Source organism: Shewanella psychropiezotolerans (genome assembly GCF_007197555.1).
GTDB lineage: Bacteria > Pseudomonadota > Gammaproteobacteria > Enterobacterales > Shewanellaceae > Shewanella > Shewanella psychropiezotolerans.
This window is the reverse complement of record NZ_CP041614.1, coordinates 4,047,617-4,064,437: the sequence shown is the minus strand read 5'-3', so window position 1 is coordinate 4,064,437 and position 16,821 is coordinate 4,047,617. Positions and strand designations below refer to the sequence as shown.

At 45.9% G+C, this 16,821-nt stretch carries 13 protein-coding genes and 1 pseudogene; 12 read left to right on the top strand and 2 right to left on the bottom strand.

Features of this window, described 5'->3' with window-relative positions; all coding sequences use genetic code 11:
• The first annotated feature begins 123 nt into the window (after positions 1-123).
• Together FM037_RS18045 and sohB are read left to right on the top strand one after the other, a co-directional pair.
• Positions 124-2,607: a VolA/Pla-1 family phospholipase gene (locus tag FM037_RS18045; RefSeq protein WP_144047120.1), complete on the top strand. Its 2,484-nt coding sequence runs from the start codon at positions 124-126 to the stop codon at positions 2,605-2,607.
• 144 nt (positions 2,608-2,751) lie between these two features.
• Complete coding sequence (gene sohB, locus FM037_RS18040) at positions 2,752-3,783, top strand: protease SohB (protein ID WP_144047119.1); 1,032 nt, start codon at positions 2,752-2,754, stop codon at positions 3,781-3,783.
• A gap of 121 nt (positions 3,784-3,904) precedes the next feature.
• Here the strand turns inward: sohB and FM037_RS18035 are convergent, their stop codons facing one another.
• Together FM037_RS18035 and dusC are read right to left on the bottom strand one after the other, a co-directional pair.
• Positions 3,905-4,261 carry a TraR/DksA family transcriptional regulator gene (locus FM037_RS18035; RefSeq protein ID WP_144047118.1) on the bottom strand — a complete coding sequence of 119 codons (357 nt, stop codon included), beginning with the start codon at positions 4,259-4,261 and terminating at the stop codon, positions 3,905-3,907.
• 196 nt (positions 4,262-4,457) lie between these two features.
• Positions 4,458-5,389: pseudogene (gene dusC, locus FM037_RS18030) on the bottom strand (tRNA dihydrouridine(16) synthase DusC).
• A 439-nt stretch (positions 5,390-5,828) separates the two neighbouring features.
• Between dusC and FM037_RS18025 the strand changes: the two are divergent.
• From FM037_RS18025 to FM037_RS17980, 10 genes are all read left to right on the top strand, one after another.
• Positions 5,829-6,323, top strand: a complete 495-nt coding sequence (locus FM037_RS18025; protein ID WP_144047117.1) for an HvfA family oxazolone/thioamide-modified RiPP metallophore — start codon at positions 5,829-5,831, stop codon at positions 6,321-6,323.
• A gap of 139 nt (positions 6,324-6,462) precedes the next feature.
• Complete coding sequence (locus FM037_RS18020) at positions 6,463-7,299, top strand: HvfB family MNIO-type RiPP peptide maturase (RefSeq protein WP_144047116.1); 837 nt, start codon at positions 6,463-6,465, stop codon at positions 7,297-7,299.
• Positions 7,299-8,042 (top strand): HvfC family RiPP maturation protein, encoded by a 744-nt coding sequence (locus FM037_RS18015; RefSeq protein WP_144049029.1) that lies wholly within the window; start codon positions 7,299-7,301, stop codon positions 8,040-8,042. Before FM037_RS18020 ends, FM037_RS18015 begins: the two co-directional genes overlap by 1 nt.
• A 512-nt stretch (positions 8,043-8,554) precedes the next feature.
• On the top strand, positions 8,555-8,923 hold the full coding sequence (locus FM037_RS18010) for a YbaN family protein (RefSeq protein ID WP_144047115.1): 369 nt from the start codon (positions 8,555-8,557) through the stop codon (positions 8,921-8,923).
• A gap of 201 nt (positions 8,924-9,124) precedes the next feature.
• Complete coding sequence (gene apt / locus FM037_RS18005) at positions 9,125-9,676, top strand: adenine phosphoribosyltransferase (protein WP_144049028.1); 552 nt, start codon at positions 9,125-9,127, stop codon at positions 9,674-9,676.
• Between the two features lie 143 nt (positions 9,677-9,819).
• Positions 9,820-12,597: a DNA polymerase III subunit gamma/tau gene (gene dnaX, locus FM037_RS18000; RefSeq protein ID WP_144047114.1), complete on the top strand. Its 2,778-nt coding sequence runs from the start codon at positions 9,820-9,822 to the stop codon at positions 12,595-12,597.
• Positions 12,598-12,681: 84 nt separating this feature from the next.
• Positions 12,682-13,011 carry a YbaB/EbfC family nucleoid-associated protein gene (locus FM037_RS17995; protein WP_144047113.1) on the top strand — a complete coding sequence of 110 codons (330 nt, stop codon included), beginning with the start codon at positions 12,682-12,684 and terminating at the stop codon, positions 13,009-13,011.
• Between the two features lie 18 nt (positions 13,012-13,029).
• Positions 13,030-13,629 (top strand): recombination mediator RecR, encoded by a 600-nt coding sequence (recR, locus tag FM037_RS17990; protein WP_144047112.1) that lies wholly within the window; start codon positions 13,030-13,032, stop codon positions 13,627-13,629.
• 220 nt (positions 13,630-13,849) lie between these two features.
• Positions 13,850-15,766 carry a molecular chaperone HtpG gene (htpG, locus tag FM037_RS17985; RefSeq protein WP_144047111.1) on the top strand — a complete coding sequence of 639 codons (1,917 nt, stop codon included), beginning with the start codon at positions 13,850-13,852 and terminating at the stop codon, positions 15,764-15,766.
• A gap of 156 nt (positions 15,767-15,922) precedes the next feature.
• Positions 15,923-16,768 (top strand): tetratricopeptide repeat protein, encoded by an 846-nt coding sequence (locus FM037_RS17980; protein WP_144047110.1) that lies wholly within the window; start codon positions 15,923-15,925, stop codon positions 16,766-16,768.
• The last annotated feature ends 53 nt before the right edge of the window (positions 16,769-16,821 follow it).

Here is a 16,821-nt window from a genome sequence, read left to right as displayed (position 1 = left end):
TACGTTAACTTGAGCTCAGGTAAGGACTGGTAAAAGTCCTACTTTGGTCACACGGTATTGCCTATTGTGACCAAATTTTTTGGGGAAAACAAAAATTATTACAACAAGATTTGGGGAACAAAGATGAAAAGACTCTTTTTGGGTGTTGCGATTGCATCTGCGCTAGGACTCACGGCCTGTAGTGAAGATAGTGTCGATGAGTTAAAAGATAAGGTTGAGCCTCTGATCCCTGAGTCTCATCTGGTGTTCGACCCAGCTAATGGTAAAGTGCCTTTGCCAAACGATTTACTGTTTAGCGGCACTTTAGATGGCACGATTAATATTCCTGGCGAAGCGGCCAATGGCTCCAGTGATTACACCGATCCTTCAATGGCGCTTGGCGCACTAGATGGGTGGTCGACCACGGCACCTATCTCAATCACAGTTGACCCTGCAACCGATCACGATGGCACTGTACTGAATTTAGATCTTGCATCCGTTTTTCAACCTGGTGCGGTGAGAGTATTTGAGGCCACTGTTGGTGGCGCACTATCATCCGATCCCGAATGTAAAGCTAGCCCATCCGTTTCCGCCTGTAAAGTCGGTGATGAGCTGCAATTCGGTGTCGATTTTGTCTCAAAAGGCTCAGGCAATACCATTGCCATCGTGCCTCTCAAGCCTCTTAAGGCTGGTCAGTCATATATCTATACGACGACAAATTTAATACAGGATTCTGCCGGTCGACCTATCGCGCCGTCGAGCACATACGGTCTACTCAAACTCGATATTGACACTCATCCGCTGGAGACCGAAGATCAACTGATGCTACAAACATTGGTCAATAGCTATGAGAAAGGCATTGCTGATGCGCACGGAGTGGATGCCGAGACTATCAGCTACTCGGGTCTGTTTACCACTCAATCAGTTTCAGACGTATATGAAACACTGAAACTCTTGATGGCTCAACCTGGCTCGCCTTATGCGCCACAATTCTCAGCAGCACCTGCTCCACTTGGGTATACGGTAGCCACAGCTGCTGGTCTAACAGAAGCCGATGGTTTTGCGTTTGTCCTAGCTGATATGGCCAATGTATATACTGCTGAATTAACACTGCCTATTTTCGGCGACTGCTCTTCTGCGGGCTGTTTAGACGAAAACATGCAGCCTACGATAAATGGCAGTTGGAAAGCCTTAGGTGATAGCCCCGTTTCTGTTTTGTTAGCACTTCAAGCGGGCACCATGAGTCAGCAAAATTACGGCATGCAAGCCATGGCCTATGACATTGACCCTGCGGCCGGCATTGCTAACCCTGCGCTTTTAGCTGGCAAAACCTGGTTACTCGACGATGGCACAGCAGCCGATAAAGCCAAGCATCTGACCAAGTTTAATCCTATTCCAGCCATTAAAGACTACGAGAAGGTTCCGGTATTTATTACCTTGCCCGACGCGGCTAAGTTAGCAGCCTTCAATGATGCTCAAGGTCTTCCTTTCGTGGCGCCGACATCGGGTTGGCCGACTAATATCGCACTTCATGGTCTGGGCGGCGGTAAAGAGACTGCGATGACTTTTGCCGGCACCTATGCGGCTATGGGTATCGCAACCGTTGCAATCGATCATCCATTGCACGGTGAACGTTCGTTTGATGCTAATGACGATGGTGTCTACGAAGTGTCGGCTTCTGCTCCTGAGTTCGGCGTTGCAATCGGACAACCTGAAGCTTTTGTAAATGGTGATCCTTTGGCTTTCATCAATATCGCCAGCACTTTATCTGTGCGTGATAATTTCCGTCAGAGTGTTGTCGATCATCTTGGTGTGCGTCTGGCTCTGACTGGCCTATCTATGCAGCTGGCTCAGATGGAGCTTCCTCAGGTATTTGATATTGGCAAGATCAGCTCACAAGGGCTGAGCCTTGGTGCTATAGTGGGGACTAACTTCTCTACCTATGCCAGTACTGGGCTCGTTCATCCTGAAACTGGCACTGCACTGCCAAATGTCTATGCGTTGAATGCATCCTCACTGGTTGCGCCTACGGGGGGATTCGCCGGGACCTTTATTGGCTCGCCAACTTTTGGCCCTATGTTGTTCGAAAATATCGTAACGACTGATGCCTTCCAAGCTTTGGTTGATGAGGCTAATGCTGCGGGCTATGAACCTGGTACGGATGAATATACAGCGCTTGTTCAAGCTGTCTATGAAGGTTTCTTACCTGCATTTGCCTTTGCGGTTCAGACAGCTGTAGATAGTGCCGATCCAATCAACCATGCTGCTATGCTTAAAGCAACTGCTCTTCCCGTACACTTGATTGAAATAGTGGGTGACGGAACCGAAGAGAATAAACCTGATCAGGTATTGCCAAATAGCGTCGAAGGTTTCCCTACTGCCGGTACTGAGCCACTTATCGCCGCCTTGGGTTTAGAGTGTATCGATACTACAACGGCTGGTTCAGGTGCAGTTCGGTTTGTTGAAGGCCATCATAGTTCCCTTACTGATACTTCCGGCACTGCTGCAACAGCAGAGATGCAGCAAGAAGTTGCTGTTTTTGCACTGACTGCAGCTAAAGGCTCAGCGACTATTTTGATTGAGGAGGATGATGATGTTATTCAGCCATGTGCGGTCCCTGCTGGCTAATATCCGTTAACGCTTAACCTTCTAAACCCAGCATTTGCTGGGTTTTTTATTGACTGATTTACCTGATAGCACATTTGTTATTGAGCTTATTCTGATAGAATGAGCTCAATTTTGCATTCAAGATAAAATAAGTCGGAGCATACTTTGGAATTTTTGTACGAATATGGATTGTTTTTTGCTAAAGCGATCACCATAGTGATATCGATAATTGCTGTCATCCTTGTGGTGCTTGCTTCTGCGATAAAGCAGAAAGGGGAGAAGGGAGAGCTATTGTTGATAAACCTCTCTGAAGATCTCAAAAACCTTAAGCATGATCTTAAAGAGGAGTTGCTGACTAAGAAGCAGTTCAAAGCTTATGAAAAACAGCTGAAAGCCGATGAGAAGGCCAAAGAGAAAGCCGAGAAAGAGCAAGATGAAGAGATATTAGACCCTAGAGTGTTTGTGGTCGACTTTAAGGGCAGCATAGATGCCAGTGAAGTGGCTTCTCTACGTGAAGAGATCAGTGCCATCTTGGCTATCGCCGAGAAAGGCGATGAAGTGATCGTTAACGTTGAGAGTGGCGGCGGCATGGTTCATGGGTATGGCTTAGCATCGAGTCAGCTGGACCGTCTGCGTCAGGCAGATATTCATTTGACTATTTGTGTCGACAAAGTGGCGGCTAGTGGCGGCTACATGATGGCATGTGTGGCGAATAAGGTATATGCGGCTCCATTTGCGATTGTTGGCTCGATTGGGGTTGTAGCTCAGATACCTAACTTCAATAAACTGCTTAAGAAGCACGACATCGATTATGAGCAGCATACTGCAGGAGATTTTAAGCGTACCTTGACCCTATTTGGTGAGAACACTGACGAGGGACGTGCGAAGTTTCAGACTGAGCTCGAAGAAACTCATGTGCTATTTAAACAGTTTATCGCTAAATATCGTCCTGAATTAGATCTTGAAAAAGTCGCTACGGGTGAACATTGGTATGGTCAACAGGCCATCGAATTAGGTCTTGTCGATGCCATATCGACCAGTGATGATGTGGTGATGAAGCTAGCGAAAGAGAGAACCGTGATCAAGGTGCGCTATCAGTTGAAGAAAAAGTTTGCCGATAAAATTGCGCATGGGGCATCACTGTCATTTAACGCAATATTCAATAAACTTGCCGAGAAAAATCAGCGCTTAAACTAGTCGATATTATTTGAATTACACCAGAGAAGCCTACATATGCAGGCTTTTTTATTGGTCGCTTTTGAGTGAATAGATTGGGCATAGATTGGAAAGTGAAGTCAGCTGTTTAGGTCAGGTTAGCCTAATGTGTCAGTCTTAACTCTTGTCTGTGCTCATGTTCATGATTTTCGGCGCATTGGGTGCATCTCTGTTCAACGGGATTGATGCCTAAGCGTTCGGCTTCTATCTCATTCTCACAATCAGAGCAAAGACCGTATAGGCCTATATCCAGCTGACATACTGCGGCATCGACTTGGGTTATTTGGCTAAATAATGGGTGATCACATAAGCCTGCCTGGGTTAACAGGGCTATTAGCTCGCAAAGCGAACTCGATTGAGTATCTAGGCTGATATTTTTACTCTGTGCAAGTTTACCTATCTCTATCCTTAGATTAGATTCTAGCTGTGACAATTCATGTCTGATATGGGATCTGCTCACGAGTATATGCCTGAAAAAGTTATTTCGGATATTAAGTCTAAACTGGTGAGGCATTTTGACTATGACTAAGATCAACTCTAGGTCATATTTAGGCTTACATCAGTAAGATCTAAGCGGGATGTGGGAAGTTTTGTCTACTTCCCATCACAGGTATGACCAGACAGGAGACTCTTGCTGATTTGAACGTACTTTAGATTTACACGAGTGCTCTCAGTAAAGAGAGAATTTCTGGCGTTTTTTTCAATACTCTCACTTGGGTAAACAGCTCATCGGCTTCACTGTATTGTTTTGCGATGAATTTCAGCCATTGTTTTATTCGAGCGGGATAATATTTCTCTTTCTCGCTGACGATTTCGTAGTCCGAGTATTGCAAGAGTAACAGTAATACTTCAGGCCATGGCATTTTAGCTTGGGATCCTTTGATCACATGAGCCAAATTAGGCACGGCCAATGCGCCTCGGCCTATCATGACATCATCACACTGACTCACTTGTTGGCATTTGTGATAATCTTCCCGGCTCCACACCTCACCGTTTGCGATCACTGGTATTGAGATAGCCTGCTTTATTTGTTGAATATATTCCCAGTGAGCGGGAGGCTTGTAACCTTCTTCCTTGGTTCTGGCATGCACGGTCAGTTCTGTGGCTCCAGCAGCCTCAATCGCTTGAGCTATTTCGACGCAGCGACTCTTATCATCCCAACCAAGACGTATCTTTGCGGTTGCCGGGAGCTGGTCAGGAACGGCTTCCCTGACAGCTTTAACCACGCGGTAGATGGTTTCAGGCTCTTTTAGCAGCGCCGCTCCGCCATTACTACGATTGACCATAGGGGCTGGACAGCCAAAGTTAAGGTCTACACCGAGGGAGCCAAGTTCTATGGCACGCAGGGCATTCTCTGCCATCCACTGGGGGTGTTGACCGAGCAGCTGTAATCTCACAGGGGTGCCAGATTTAGTCTTACTCTCGTTAGCCAATTCGGCGCATAGGCGATAGAAGACTTTTTCCGGCAGGAGTTGATCCACTACGCGAATAAACTCACTGATCACCAGGTCGTATCCCCCACACCAGTTAGCAGTGCTCTCATTGGCGCATCGGCAACGCCTTCCATTGGGGCGAGTATTACACGCATTTTTTAGCTCTTGTTAGGTTCATTCTTGTTTGAGTCATAGTGTTAGTTTAATTATCGGCTAGCAGCCTAGCATGGCTGAGGTATTAAAAATATTTATGAGTGGCACACAGCTGGGTGAAATCTCGTTAGCTTGGTTTACGAGTATTGAAACATCAGTCCTATAACTAGCGCGGCCAGCATTTTAGCTTATGATTAGATGGGATTCAAAAAATGTTTCTATTACTTAATTTTAACTTGGTAATGATAGCCTTATTTATTGAATTTGTTACATTATTTATCATGGTTAGACTTGCGATTTACTGAAATATGCGTCATAAATGTGATCTTGTTAAAAATTTTGAAATAAGTTTGAGTTACATCAGGTCTATTTATGCAAGCCAGCTGACATGCAGTTTAGTTGGTAACCTAAACTACTTTACTGATTTTAAAGGAATACATTATGAATTTAGTTAAAAAAACTGCTGTTGCTGCTGCCCTTGGTACTATTGTTATGGGTTCAGCATTTGCTGGTGAGGCTCAAGCTAACCCATTTGGTTTTAGCCAGATGGAAGCGGGTTACCAGCTTGTCGATGGAGAAGGCAAATGTGGCGGTGACATGAAGAAGGGCAAAGAAGGCAAGTGTGGTGAAGGAAAATGTGGCGGCGACATGAAGAAAGCCCATGAAGGCAAGTGTGGCGGTGACATGAAGAAGGGTAAAGAGGGCAAATGTGGTGAAGGAAAATGTGGCGGCGACATGAAGAAGGCCTCAGAAGGCAAGTGTGGCGGTGACATGAAGAAGGGCAAAGAGGGCAAATGTGGTGAAGGAAAATGTGGCGGCGACATGAAGAAAGCCAAAGAAGGCAAGTGTGGCGGCGACATGAAGAAAGCCAAAGAAGGCAAGTGTGGCGGCGACATGAAGAAAGCCAAAGAAGGTAAGTGTGGCGGCGACATGTAAGTGACATTTATTGTCTGTTGAGGCGCAGCCTTTACGATAGTGAATAGACATTTAAGGCCAGTGTATACTGGCCTTAATTGTTTTTATCCAAGTATAAAACTGAAATATTCTATAGTCAGCAAAGTTTTTTGGAGTGAATATGACTGAGCGAGCCAAGGTGGGATTAGGCTTAAGGCGTGAGATGTTGGATGAATTTTGTGACTCTATTCCAGATGCTATCGATTTTTTCGAGGTTGCCCCGGAAAACTGGATGACATTAGGAGGAAAGTACGGTCGACAACTTAGGCAACTTACTGAGAGCAAACCTTTCTTCTGTCATGGTTTATCTTTGTCTATCGGTGGGCCAGCTCCCTTAGATATTGAGTTCATTAAGAATGTGAAAGCCTTTTTGGACGAGCACAAGATCCAGGTTTACTCTGAGCATCTTAGCTACTGTTCGGGTGCCGGACACATGTATGATCTTATGCCAATCCCCTTTACCGAGGAGGCGGTCAAGCATGTCGTTAAGCGTGTAAAGCAAGTTGAAGATATTATAGAGAGGCCGCTTATCCTGGAGAATGTTTCTTTTTACACGGCGCCAGGTGCCGAGATGAGTGAGCTCGAATTTGTCACTGCTGTGCTCGGTGAAGCTGACTGTAAAATGCTGCTCGATGTGAATAACATCTATGTGAACTCAATTAATCATCAATACGATGCCGATGAGTTTTTAAGAGCCATGCCGACGGAGCGCGTCGCCTATCTCCATATCGCTGGCCATTTTGAAGAAGCAAAAGATATCATAGTTGACACCCATGGGGCCGATATTGTGTCGCCTGTATGGCAGTTACTTCAAACTTGCTATCGAGTGCACGGAGTACATCCTACCTTGTTAGAGCGAGATTTTAATATTCCTGAGACACAGGTGTTGCTTAAGGAGATAGGTAAAATTCATCGATACCAAGAGACTGGTTTGTCTCAGTTTTCAAGGAGCGCATGATGAATTTTGATATGATTCAACAGTCATTTATCGATTATATCAAGGAACCTTCACGGCCATTACCTGAGGGCACAGAAGCCCGGCGGATGAAGATATATCGGGATTTGTTTTTCAATAATATCAATGGCTTTGTTACCAGTGCATTCCCCGTGTTGAACAGTTTATATTCTGAAGATGACTGGCTCGCGCTGATCCAAGACTTTTTTGTGACCCATGACTGTCAGACACCGATATTTATTGAGATAGCCTATGAATTTGTCATTTTTCTTCAGTCTGAATACCAGTTAACAGAGAGTGACCCCGTATTTATTATCGAGCTGGCCCATTATGAATATATGGAGTTGGTCGTGGCAGTCGCTAAAGATAATCCATTGCATCAGGATATCCAAGGGCCGATAGCGCAAGTGGCACTGTGTTTGTCTGATACGGCTAAAGTGTTGCAATATCGCTTCGATGTTCAGCGAGTGAGTGAAGATTATCGACCCGATACACCCGCCGAGAGTCCGCAGCAATTCTGCCTATATCGCGATGTGCAAGATGAAGTGATTTTTTTGCAACTCAACCCCTTAACAGCACAAGTACTGGGTTACTTGTCCCAATATGAGGCTGTCAGTTTCGACCATCTGTTGACTTGGCTAAAACAAACCTATCCACAGATGGCTGATGACGCATTAATTCAAGGTTGTGAGCAGATGTTGGCAGCTCTCGCCGCCAAGGGAGTGGTGAAACAATACTTGGCTTAATGATTTTGATGAGTCGATTTGGCTTGGTTCATTAGGCCACACAAGATGATCTAGGTTAACAGCTATCATTTTCTTAATAAAATCATAATCAAAGACACTAAAGCCGGTAAAAGGTTAAATGCACGCTTCCTAAACTATGGGCAAGTCTCTATAATGTTGCCAAAAATTGATCTAGATCAATAAAATTACCCAAGTGATTGAGCGAGGAAGTTATGAGTCAGCCATTTAAAGATCCATTTAACATCATCTATTTCATTGGTTTCATCTTAGTCATGATGATCCCCACTTTACCGGCGACCTTATCTTGGTTGAAATTTTCCGGACTCATTTAATCAACGTAATACAAGTCTAGATACCCAGCACTTGTTTGGGTAAACTAACCACTCTTTGGAGTGGTTTTTTTTGACTTTTTTGATGCCAGCAAACTGAGTTAGCTAATGAATTAAGAACTAAATAGCTAAGTAAATAAAGCAAAGTTGGGTAAGTAGTTAAGTAATGAGGTAAGGGAAATAGTGGCTTTTAAACGTGGTTTTTATTTGATTTGTGGATTATGCAGTTTGGCGCTTGGCTTGCTGGGGATCCCGCTTCCAATACTGCCGACCGTGCCGTTTATCTTACTCGCCGCCTTCTGTTTTGCTCGCTCTAGCGACCGGCTTCACAATTGGCTGATGACTCATCCTTGGTTTTCAGAAGGTTTGAATGATTGGGCGCAGAATAGAGGGATCCGTAAAGGGCTAAAGAAGAAGGCCTATATTGTCAGTGGACTCAGTTTTGCCGTTAGCATAGCCATCGTGCCATTAATATGGGTAAAAGTGATGCTGCTTTGCTTCGCCCTAGGCCTAGGTTTTTTCCTCAAGCAGATCCCCGAACTAGACGATTAAGTCTACAATATTCTTCACTCGTCATCTTTATGCAGAAAACTCAGTATTGGCTTTTTTTTAGAAAATATCGCTAAATTGTGACCCAATGCCGTAATTCTTGTCCTATTAGTATGGGAGATTGTTGCAAGTGTGCTAAAAGACACATAAGCTTTATCCGGATTTTTTAAAGCTGGCGAGATTCGCCGGCCAAACCAAAAGATGATGGTCATGAACAAAGACAGCTTAGCATTGATAAAACAGAGCATAAAAACAATTCCTGATTACCCGAAAGCCGGGATTCTTTTCAGAGATGTGACGAGTTTGCTTGAAGAGCCTGCAGCTTATAGAGCAAGCATTGAACTCCTGGCTGAGGAGTACAAAGATCAAGGCTTTACCAAGATCGTGGGTACCGAAGCTCGCGGCTTCCTGTTTGGGGCGCCTTTAGCCTTGGCATTAGGTGTCGGTTTTGTGCCTGTGCGTAAGCCGGGTAAATTACCACGTGAGACGATTTCTCAGAGCTATGATCTCGAGTATGGTCAGGATGTACTGGAATTGCATATTGATGCCATCTCTGCTGACGATAAAGTGTTAGTGGTCGATGACTTGCTTGCAACGGGCGGTACGATCGAAGCGACGGTTAAGTTGATCCGTAAGCTCGGTGGTCAAGTTAACCATGCTGCCTTTGTTATCTCTCTGCCCGAGATTGGTGGTGAGAAGCGTCTCGAAGCCATGGATTTAAAAATTGTTACCTTGTGTGAATTTGAAGGCGACTAATTCAACGTAAATGTTGAGAATTTGACGGCGAATAATTCAACGTACAAATGCTCCTCAGTAGCGCCTTTAAACATGGCATGTTATGGTGCAGATTACTGAGGAGCGTGCTCCCAAAATTACTAAATGACACTTTGGGGAGTTCCATGTCATATCAGGTGTTGGCCAGAAAATGGCGCCCTGCCACATTTGAACAAATGGTTGGTCAGTCTCACGTTTTACTTGCATTAACCAATGCGCTCACTCAGCAAAGATTGCATCATGCTTACCTGTTTTCCGGCACTCGAGGTGTGGGTAAAACCAGTTTAGCTCGGCTATTCGCTAAAGGGTTAAATTGTGAACAGGGAATCACAGCCTCTCCATGTGGTCAATGTTCCAGCTGTGTTGAAATTGCCGAAGGGCGTTTTGTCGATCTTATCGAAGTCGATGCGGCTTCGCGAACTAAAGTCGATGATACCAGGGAACTGCTCGATAATGTGCAGTACCGCCCTAGCCGAGGCCGATTCAAGGTGTACCTTATCGATGAGGTGCACATGTTATCGCGCAGCAGTTTCAATGCTTTGTTGAAGACGCTTGAAGAGCCACCTGAGCATGTAAAGTTTCTGCTGGCGACCACTGATCCTCAGCGTCTGCCTGTGACGGTACTGTCTCGTTGTCTGCAATTTAACTTAAAAAGCCTGACTCAGGATGAAATTTCATCGCAACTGTCCCATGTGCTTACTCTGGAGCAGCTCACCTTCGATCAAGCTGCATTGACCCTGTTGGCTAAAGCGGCCAATGGCAGCATGCGTGATGCACTGAGTCTTACGGACCAGGCGATCGCTTTCGGTGCAGGTTCTGTGCAGCTGACTCAGGTACAGACGATGCTTGGCAGTATCGATGAGAAACATGTACTTTCCTTGCTTAACGCCTTGGTCCAAGGTGATATCGAGAACTTGATGCGGGTAATCGGCCAGATTTTATCCTTTGGCGCCGACCCTCAGGAAGTGCTCAGAAGCCTACTGGAATTATTACATCAAATAACCTTAAGTCAGTTCGCCCCCGCAGCGGCTCAACTTTCCATTTATAGTGAGCAGATTAAGGCTTTCGCACAGCAGCTCAGTCCCGAACAAGTACAACTCTATTATCAGTTGTTACTGACGGGGAGAAAAGATCTCCCCCATGCGCCAGATCCTAAATCAGGATTAGAGATGGCGCTGCTTAGGGCCGTCTCCTTCGTGCCTGAAACGCCGGTGACCCGTTGGGTCGTAGATAAGCCTGCTAAAGTGGCCATACCCGAAATGGTAAAGACAGAAACCGGACTGGTTAATCCCGAACAGCTGGAAGCTAAAGACCAGCTTGTGAGTCATGTTAGCCAAGAGAATTCAAATAGCCAGTTAGCAGAAGTTAAAAAAGAGTCCGTCTCTGAGCCTGTTTCTAAGCCTAAGGCCGCAGTAACTCCTCAAGCTGAGCAAGATGATGAAACCGATGATTTACTTGCGCTTAATAGCGAGCAAGCCCTCATTTTAAGTCAGGCATCGAGCCAGGGGATGGAGCAGAGCAGCCTTAACACTGCCGATCAAAGCTTTGAGAAAGCTGTAGAGCTAAGTGCTGCACCTATGAATGAGACATCGGCAGATGTCATTGAGTCCGCTCCTGCTGCGACTAGCAAAGCCGTGACTAGCCCGGCTAGTGCCGAGCCCGATAACCAAGCCGAGACGACTTGCTTAGACGATGGCGAAGCAGAAACGCTAAGTCCGCCTGAGAAAGACCCTAGTGAGGTAAATTCACTTAGCACCAACCAGTCTAATTTATCTCAGCCTCAGTTGAGCCCTGAGCAGCTAGCCCAAGATGCAGCCTTCGATGCTCAATATGGTTTTCAACAAGATGAACAAGAGCAGGGGGATTACCAGGCTTTTGACAGTCTACCGGCAGCCGACTACGCACAGCCTCAGTTAGATGTAGGCTCTGAGATGATTGCTCAAGGGACAGATTCTCAAGCTGGAACTGAGTTGGAAGACGATATCTTAGACGCCGTCTTGGCGGCGCGAGATTCATTGCTCACCGATCTGGCAAAAACGCCTGAGGAGAGTGCTGGAAAAAAGCCTGAAGCCCAGCGCAAGGACTTTGCCCCTCCTAAGCGCAAACCCCAAGCCGATAATGACGATGAAGCACCGTCTTCGTTAGACGGTCAGGCTATATTAGAAGTTAAATCAGAGCTTCAGTCAGAAGCTAAACCTGAACGTCGGCCACAGCCTGTTTTAGCCACAGGCATTGAAGACAGGCCTCCCTGGGAGGAACCTGTCGAAGCCGCAGCTACTGAGAATGTCACCTCTTCAGGTGGCAATGAGCAAGGCACAGATACTCATCCAATGGTATCGACTCAAGTAGAAGCGCCTGTACCTGTACAAGAGCAAGTTCAAAGCGGAATACAAGCTCAGTCATGTGATCCGCTTCCCCCTCTGGGTGAAGCGGAGGTGACAGGCCATGAGGTCGATCTCAAGTGGTATCGATTGATGTCTGCTATCGATGTCGGCGGAAGGGTGCGTCAATTAGCGGTGAACTCAGTATGTCATGAGTTTACCGAGCCCTTGTCTCTGTTATTAAAACCTATCCAGAAGCACTTGGCCGCAGATATTGCCATTGTGCAGTTAGAGGAAGCCTTAGGCAAAGCGTTAGGCGCCGAGAGTAAGGTCAGCATATCTGTTGGAGTTGATGGCGACAGAGAGACACCACTGGAAGTGCGACAGCGTTTTCATCGGGAGATCCAAGCTCAGGCGCACCAAGGCTTGTTAACCGACACCAATGTTCAATGGCTAATGAGCCAGATGGGAGCAGAGCTTGAAAACGATAGTTTAAGTTATGCACCTGAGCTATTGAGTTTAAAAGGAAATACCATTGAGCTCATCGATAAGTCGAACTTTAAGGCGTTACCTCAGTCATAAGTTTGTACGGCTTTGATTGATTATCGACATTATTTAAGTAAGATGAGCCAACTTTATTCGCCCCTTAATTGAAGAGAAATAGATATGTTTGGAAAAGGCGGTATGGGTAACCTGATGAAGCAGGCCCAGCAGATGCAAGACAAAATGGCCAAAGCGCAAGAAGAGATCGCGCGTATGGAAGTGATCGGTGAAGCCGGTGCGGGTCTTGTGAAAATCACCATGACAGGTTCTCACAGTGTACGTAAAGTGGATATCGATCCTAGCCTGTTAGAAGACGACAAAGAGATGCTAGAAGATCTTATCGCTGCAGCATGCAATGATGCAGCACGCCGTGTTGAAGAGAGCCAAAAAGAGAGAATGGCTGAGGTGACTGGCGGTATGCAGTTACCACCAGGCATGAAGATGCCGTTTTAATTTGAGTATTATTAGATAATGAAATTTAGTCCTCTGGTTGATGAGTTGATCCAAGCTTTGAAGTGTTTACCTGGCGTCGGCCCTAAATCTGCTCAGCGTATGGCGTTTCAGTTACTCGAGCGGGATCGAAAAGCGGGTCAATCTCTGGCTCAAGCATTAGAAAAAGCCATGAGTGATGTGGGGCATTGCCAATCCTGCCGCACCTTCACCGAAGAGGTTCATTGTCCGATTTGTGCCAGTCACAAGCGCGGGCTATCTCAGGTGATTTGTGTGGTTGAAACCCCTGCCGATGTATTGGCTATCGAAGCCGGTGGGCATTTCTCCGGGCGTTACTTTGTTCTGCTTGGGCATCTGTCCCCTTTAGACGGTGTCGGGCCAGATGAGCTTGGGTTAGCTTTGTTAGAAGAACATTTAGCTTCTGGTGAGGTAGCCGAGTTGATCTTAGCCACCAATCCTACGGTGGAAGGGGATGCAACGGCGCACTTTATTGCCGATATGGCCAAGAGCCATGAAGTGATAGTGAGTCGTATCGCTCACGGTGTACCTGTCGGCGGTGAGCTTGAGTATGTCGATAGCACCACGTTAGCGCTTTCTTTTAATGGTCGTCTCCCGCTGTAAGTTTTACGCTATTGCACGTCTCTGTTTTCCCGAGTTGAGATAATCCAGTATTTGTTACGGCAATACTGGATTTTTTTTAGCCATTTAAACGCCAGTTACCTCTTTCCCCTTGAAATGTAAAATTCCAGCCCCATCTCTATTTTCATAAAGCACTTTGCGTCGTATAAAGCTTAAGTCCATAAAGAGTTAGGCTTTGTGAAATACAATAAAGGAACAATCCATGTCACAACAAGAAACTCATGGCTTTCAAACTGAAGTCAAGCAACTACTAAATTTGATGATTCACTCTTTATATTCCAATAAAGAGATTTTCTTGCGTGAATTGGTCTCCAACGCTGCCGATGCTGCCGATAAGTTGCGTTATGAAGCCCTGACTAACGATGCCCTATACGAAGGCGATGGTGAGCTGAGTGTGCGTATCAGTGCCGATAAAGACAAAGGCACCATCACTATCAGTGATAACGGCATAGGCATGACCCGCGACAGTGTGATTGAGCATTTAGGCACTATCGCTAAATCGGGTACTGCGGAATTTTTCAATAACCTATCCGGTGATGACACCAAGGATTCACAACTCATAGGTCAGTTCGGCGTGGGTTTCTATTCTTCATTTATCGTTGCCGATAAGGTCACTGTACGTACTCGTGCCGCTGGCCACAGTGCCGATGAAGGCGTGTTATGGGAGTCAGCGGGTGAAGGTGATTTTACCGTAGAAAATATCACTAAAGAGACTCGCGGAACCGAAATTGTCTTACACCTTCGCAAAGATGAACAAGAGTTTGCCGATGACTATCGTCTACGCTCTATTATCACAAAATACTCAGATCATATCTCAGTTCCTGTTGAAATGTTCGAAGAGGGTACGCCTGCGATTGAAGCTGCAGATGATCAAGAAGCTGTGGCGGCAGTCGAAGGTTCATGGAAGCCTATGAACAAGGCTACTGCGCTTTGGACCCGTAACAAGAGCGATATCTCTAAAGAGGAGTATGAAGAGTTTTATAAGCATATTTCCCACGATTTTACCGATCCATTGTTGTGGAGCCACAACCGAGTCGAAGGTAAGCAAGAATACACTAGCCTGCTGTATATCCCAGCCAAAGCGCCTTGGGACATGTGGAACCGCGACCGTAAGCATGGCCTGAAGCTTTTTGTTCAGCGTGTGTTCGTCATGGACGATGCTGAGCAGTTTATGCCTAGCTACCTGCGTTTTGTTCAAGGACTTATCGACTCAAACGACCTGCCGTTGAATGTGTCTCGTGAAATCTTACAAGACAATAAGGTGACGACAGCACTGAGAACCGCTGTGACTAAGCGCGTACTTGGCATGTTAGAGAAGCTGGCTAAGAATGATGCTGAGAAGTACCAGACATTCTGGGCTGAATTTGGTCAAGTGCTAAAAGAAGGCCCAGCCGAAGATATGGTCAACAAGGAGCGAATTGCTGGCTTGTTGCGCTTCGCATCGACTCATACTGAAGATGCGGCACCGACGGTTTCTCTCGCCGATTACATCGGCCGTATGCAGGAAGGTCAAAGTAAGATCTACTACATAGTCGCCGATAGCCATGACGCGGCTGCAAATAGCCCGCATCTTGAGCTGCTACGCAAGAAAGGTATCGAAGTTCTCTTGATGTCTGAGCGCATCGATGAGTGGTTGATTAACCACCTTACCGATTTCGACGGCAAGCAGTTACACTCGGTGACTCGTGGCGATCTTGAGCTTGGTGATCTCGAAGATGCTGCAGAAAAAGAAGCTCAGGAGAAGTTAGAAACTGAATCTGAAGGTTTGGTGAAACGGGTTAAAGATTCACTGGGTGACAAGGTGTCAGCAGTGAAAGTGACCACACGTCTTACCGATACCCCTGCGTGTGTTGTGGCGGGTGAAGGCGAGATGTCGACTCAGATGATTAAATTGATGGAAGCTGCCGGACAAGCTGTACCGGAAAGTAAGCCTACATTTGAGATTAACCCTGAGCATCCTCTGGTTGCGCGTCTTAATGATGAACAAGATGAAGCAGTATTCACTCAGTGGACCGAGTTATTGCTGCAACAGGCCCAGCTATCAGAGAAAGGTAGCCTGGCAGATCCTTCAGCCTTCATTAAGCTGATGAATCAGATGCTGTTGGCTAAACTTAGCTAATAAATTATTGTAATTGGAAGGCAGAGCATCTAGTACCCTTGTAGTATTAGGGTTCTGCCTTTTTTATATCTGCGGTATTTATCACGCGTTCCCCTGTAGGCCCAAGTCTTATGGAGACGAGAATGAGTGATCGTATAAACAGATAACAGGATTGTTATGGAAACTGTTCTAGATCTAACGAAAGATAATATTCAGCAAATCGTCGATGCCTCGGCAGAGCAAGTTGTTGTGCTTTGTTTCTGGTCGAATCAAAGTCCGGAAAGTATCAGCTTAAGTCAGACATTGGTCTCTATGGCCCAGAAACAAGCTGGCCGTTTTGTGTTAGCAAAAGTTGATTGTGACAACGAGATGGAGATTGCCAATTATTTTCAAATTCAGAATCTCCCTACAACTTTAGTGCTCAGCGAAGGCAAGCCTATCGATGGTTTTGCAGGTGTGCAGGAAGAGAGGCAAATCACTGAGATGTTAGATAAGCATCTTCCGGCCCAGTGGCAACTTAAGCTAAACCGGGCTAAGGCATTACTCGTTGATGAAGATGTTCAAGCGGCGCTTCACTTGTTAAGGGAAGCGTATAGCGAATCGCCAAATGCTGAAATTGCTTTAGTGTACGCCGATGCTGAGCTGATGACCGGTGATCTTACCTTAGCGGGTGAGCTGTTAGACAGTGTGGGCTTAGCAGATCAGGATAGCTACTATCAAACCCTGAAAGCTAAACTAGCACTGGCTTTGGATGCTGCCGATACCCCAGAGATCCGTCAATTACAGCAGGCTTGTGACAGTGAGCCTGATAATGTCTCTCTATTGTTAGACCTAGTTAAGGCGCTTCATCAGGCAAAAAGAGATGAAGAAGCGCTAGCACTCCTGTTTGCTCCTCTATCTAAAGATATTTCGATTGAGAATGGTGATGTCAAAAAGCTGTTTCTGGAAATTTTGACTGCATTAGGTCAGGGAAATCAGCTGGCGAATCAGTATCGTCGTAAGTTGTACAGTTTATTGTATTGATATTGAGTTCAAATTCAGTACGAAAATCAAACATAAGAAACCGATCCTATTTG

Bases quoted from the DNA above. Each gene is read 5' to 3' on its own strand.
- FM037_RS18045 (WP_144047120.1), top strand. From the start codon at position 124: ATGAAAAGACTCTTTTTGGGTGTTGCGATTGCATCTGCGCTAGGACTC.
- FM037_RS18025 (WP_144047117.1), top strand. From the start codon at position 5,829: ATGAATTTAGTTAAAAAAACTGCTGTTGCTGCTGCCCTTGGTACTATT.
- FM037_RS18020 (WP_144047116.1), top strand. From the start codon at position 6,463: ATGACTGAGCGAGCCAAGGTGGGATTAGGCTTAAGGCGTGAGATGTTG.
- FM037_RS18015 (WP_144049029.1), top strand. From the start codon at position 7,299: ATGAATTTTGATATGATTCAACAGTCATTTATCGATTATATCAAGGAA.
- apt (WP_144049028.1), top strand. From the start codon at position 9,125: ATGGTCATGAACAAAGACAGCTTAGCATTGATAAAACAGAGCATAAAA.
- dnaX (WP_144047114.1), top strand. From the start codon at position 9,820: ATGTCATATCAGGTGTTGGCCAGAAAATGGCGCCCTGCCACATTTGAA.
- FM037_RS17995 (WP_144047113.1), top strand. From the start codon at position 12,682: ATGTTTGGAAAAGGCGGTATGGGTAACCTGATGAAGCAGGCCCAGCAG.
- recR (WP_144047112.1), top strand. From the start codon at position 13,030: ATGAAATTTAGTCCTCTGGTTGATGAGTTGATCCAAGCTTTGAAGTGT.
- htpG (WP_144047111.1), top strand. From the start codon at position 13,850: ATGTCACAACAAGAAACTCATGGCTTTCAAACTGAAGTCAAGCAACTA.
- FM037_RS17980 (WP_144047110.1), top strand. From the start codon at position 15,923: ATGGAAACTGTTCTAGATCTAACGAAAGATAATATTCAGCAAATCGTC.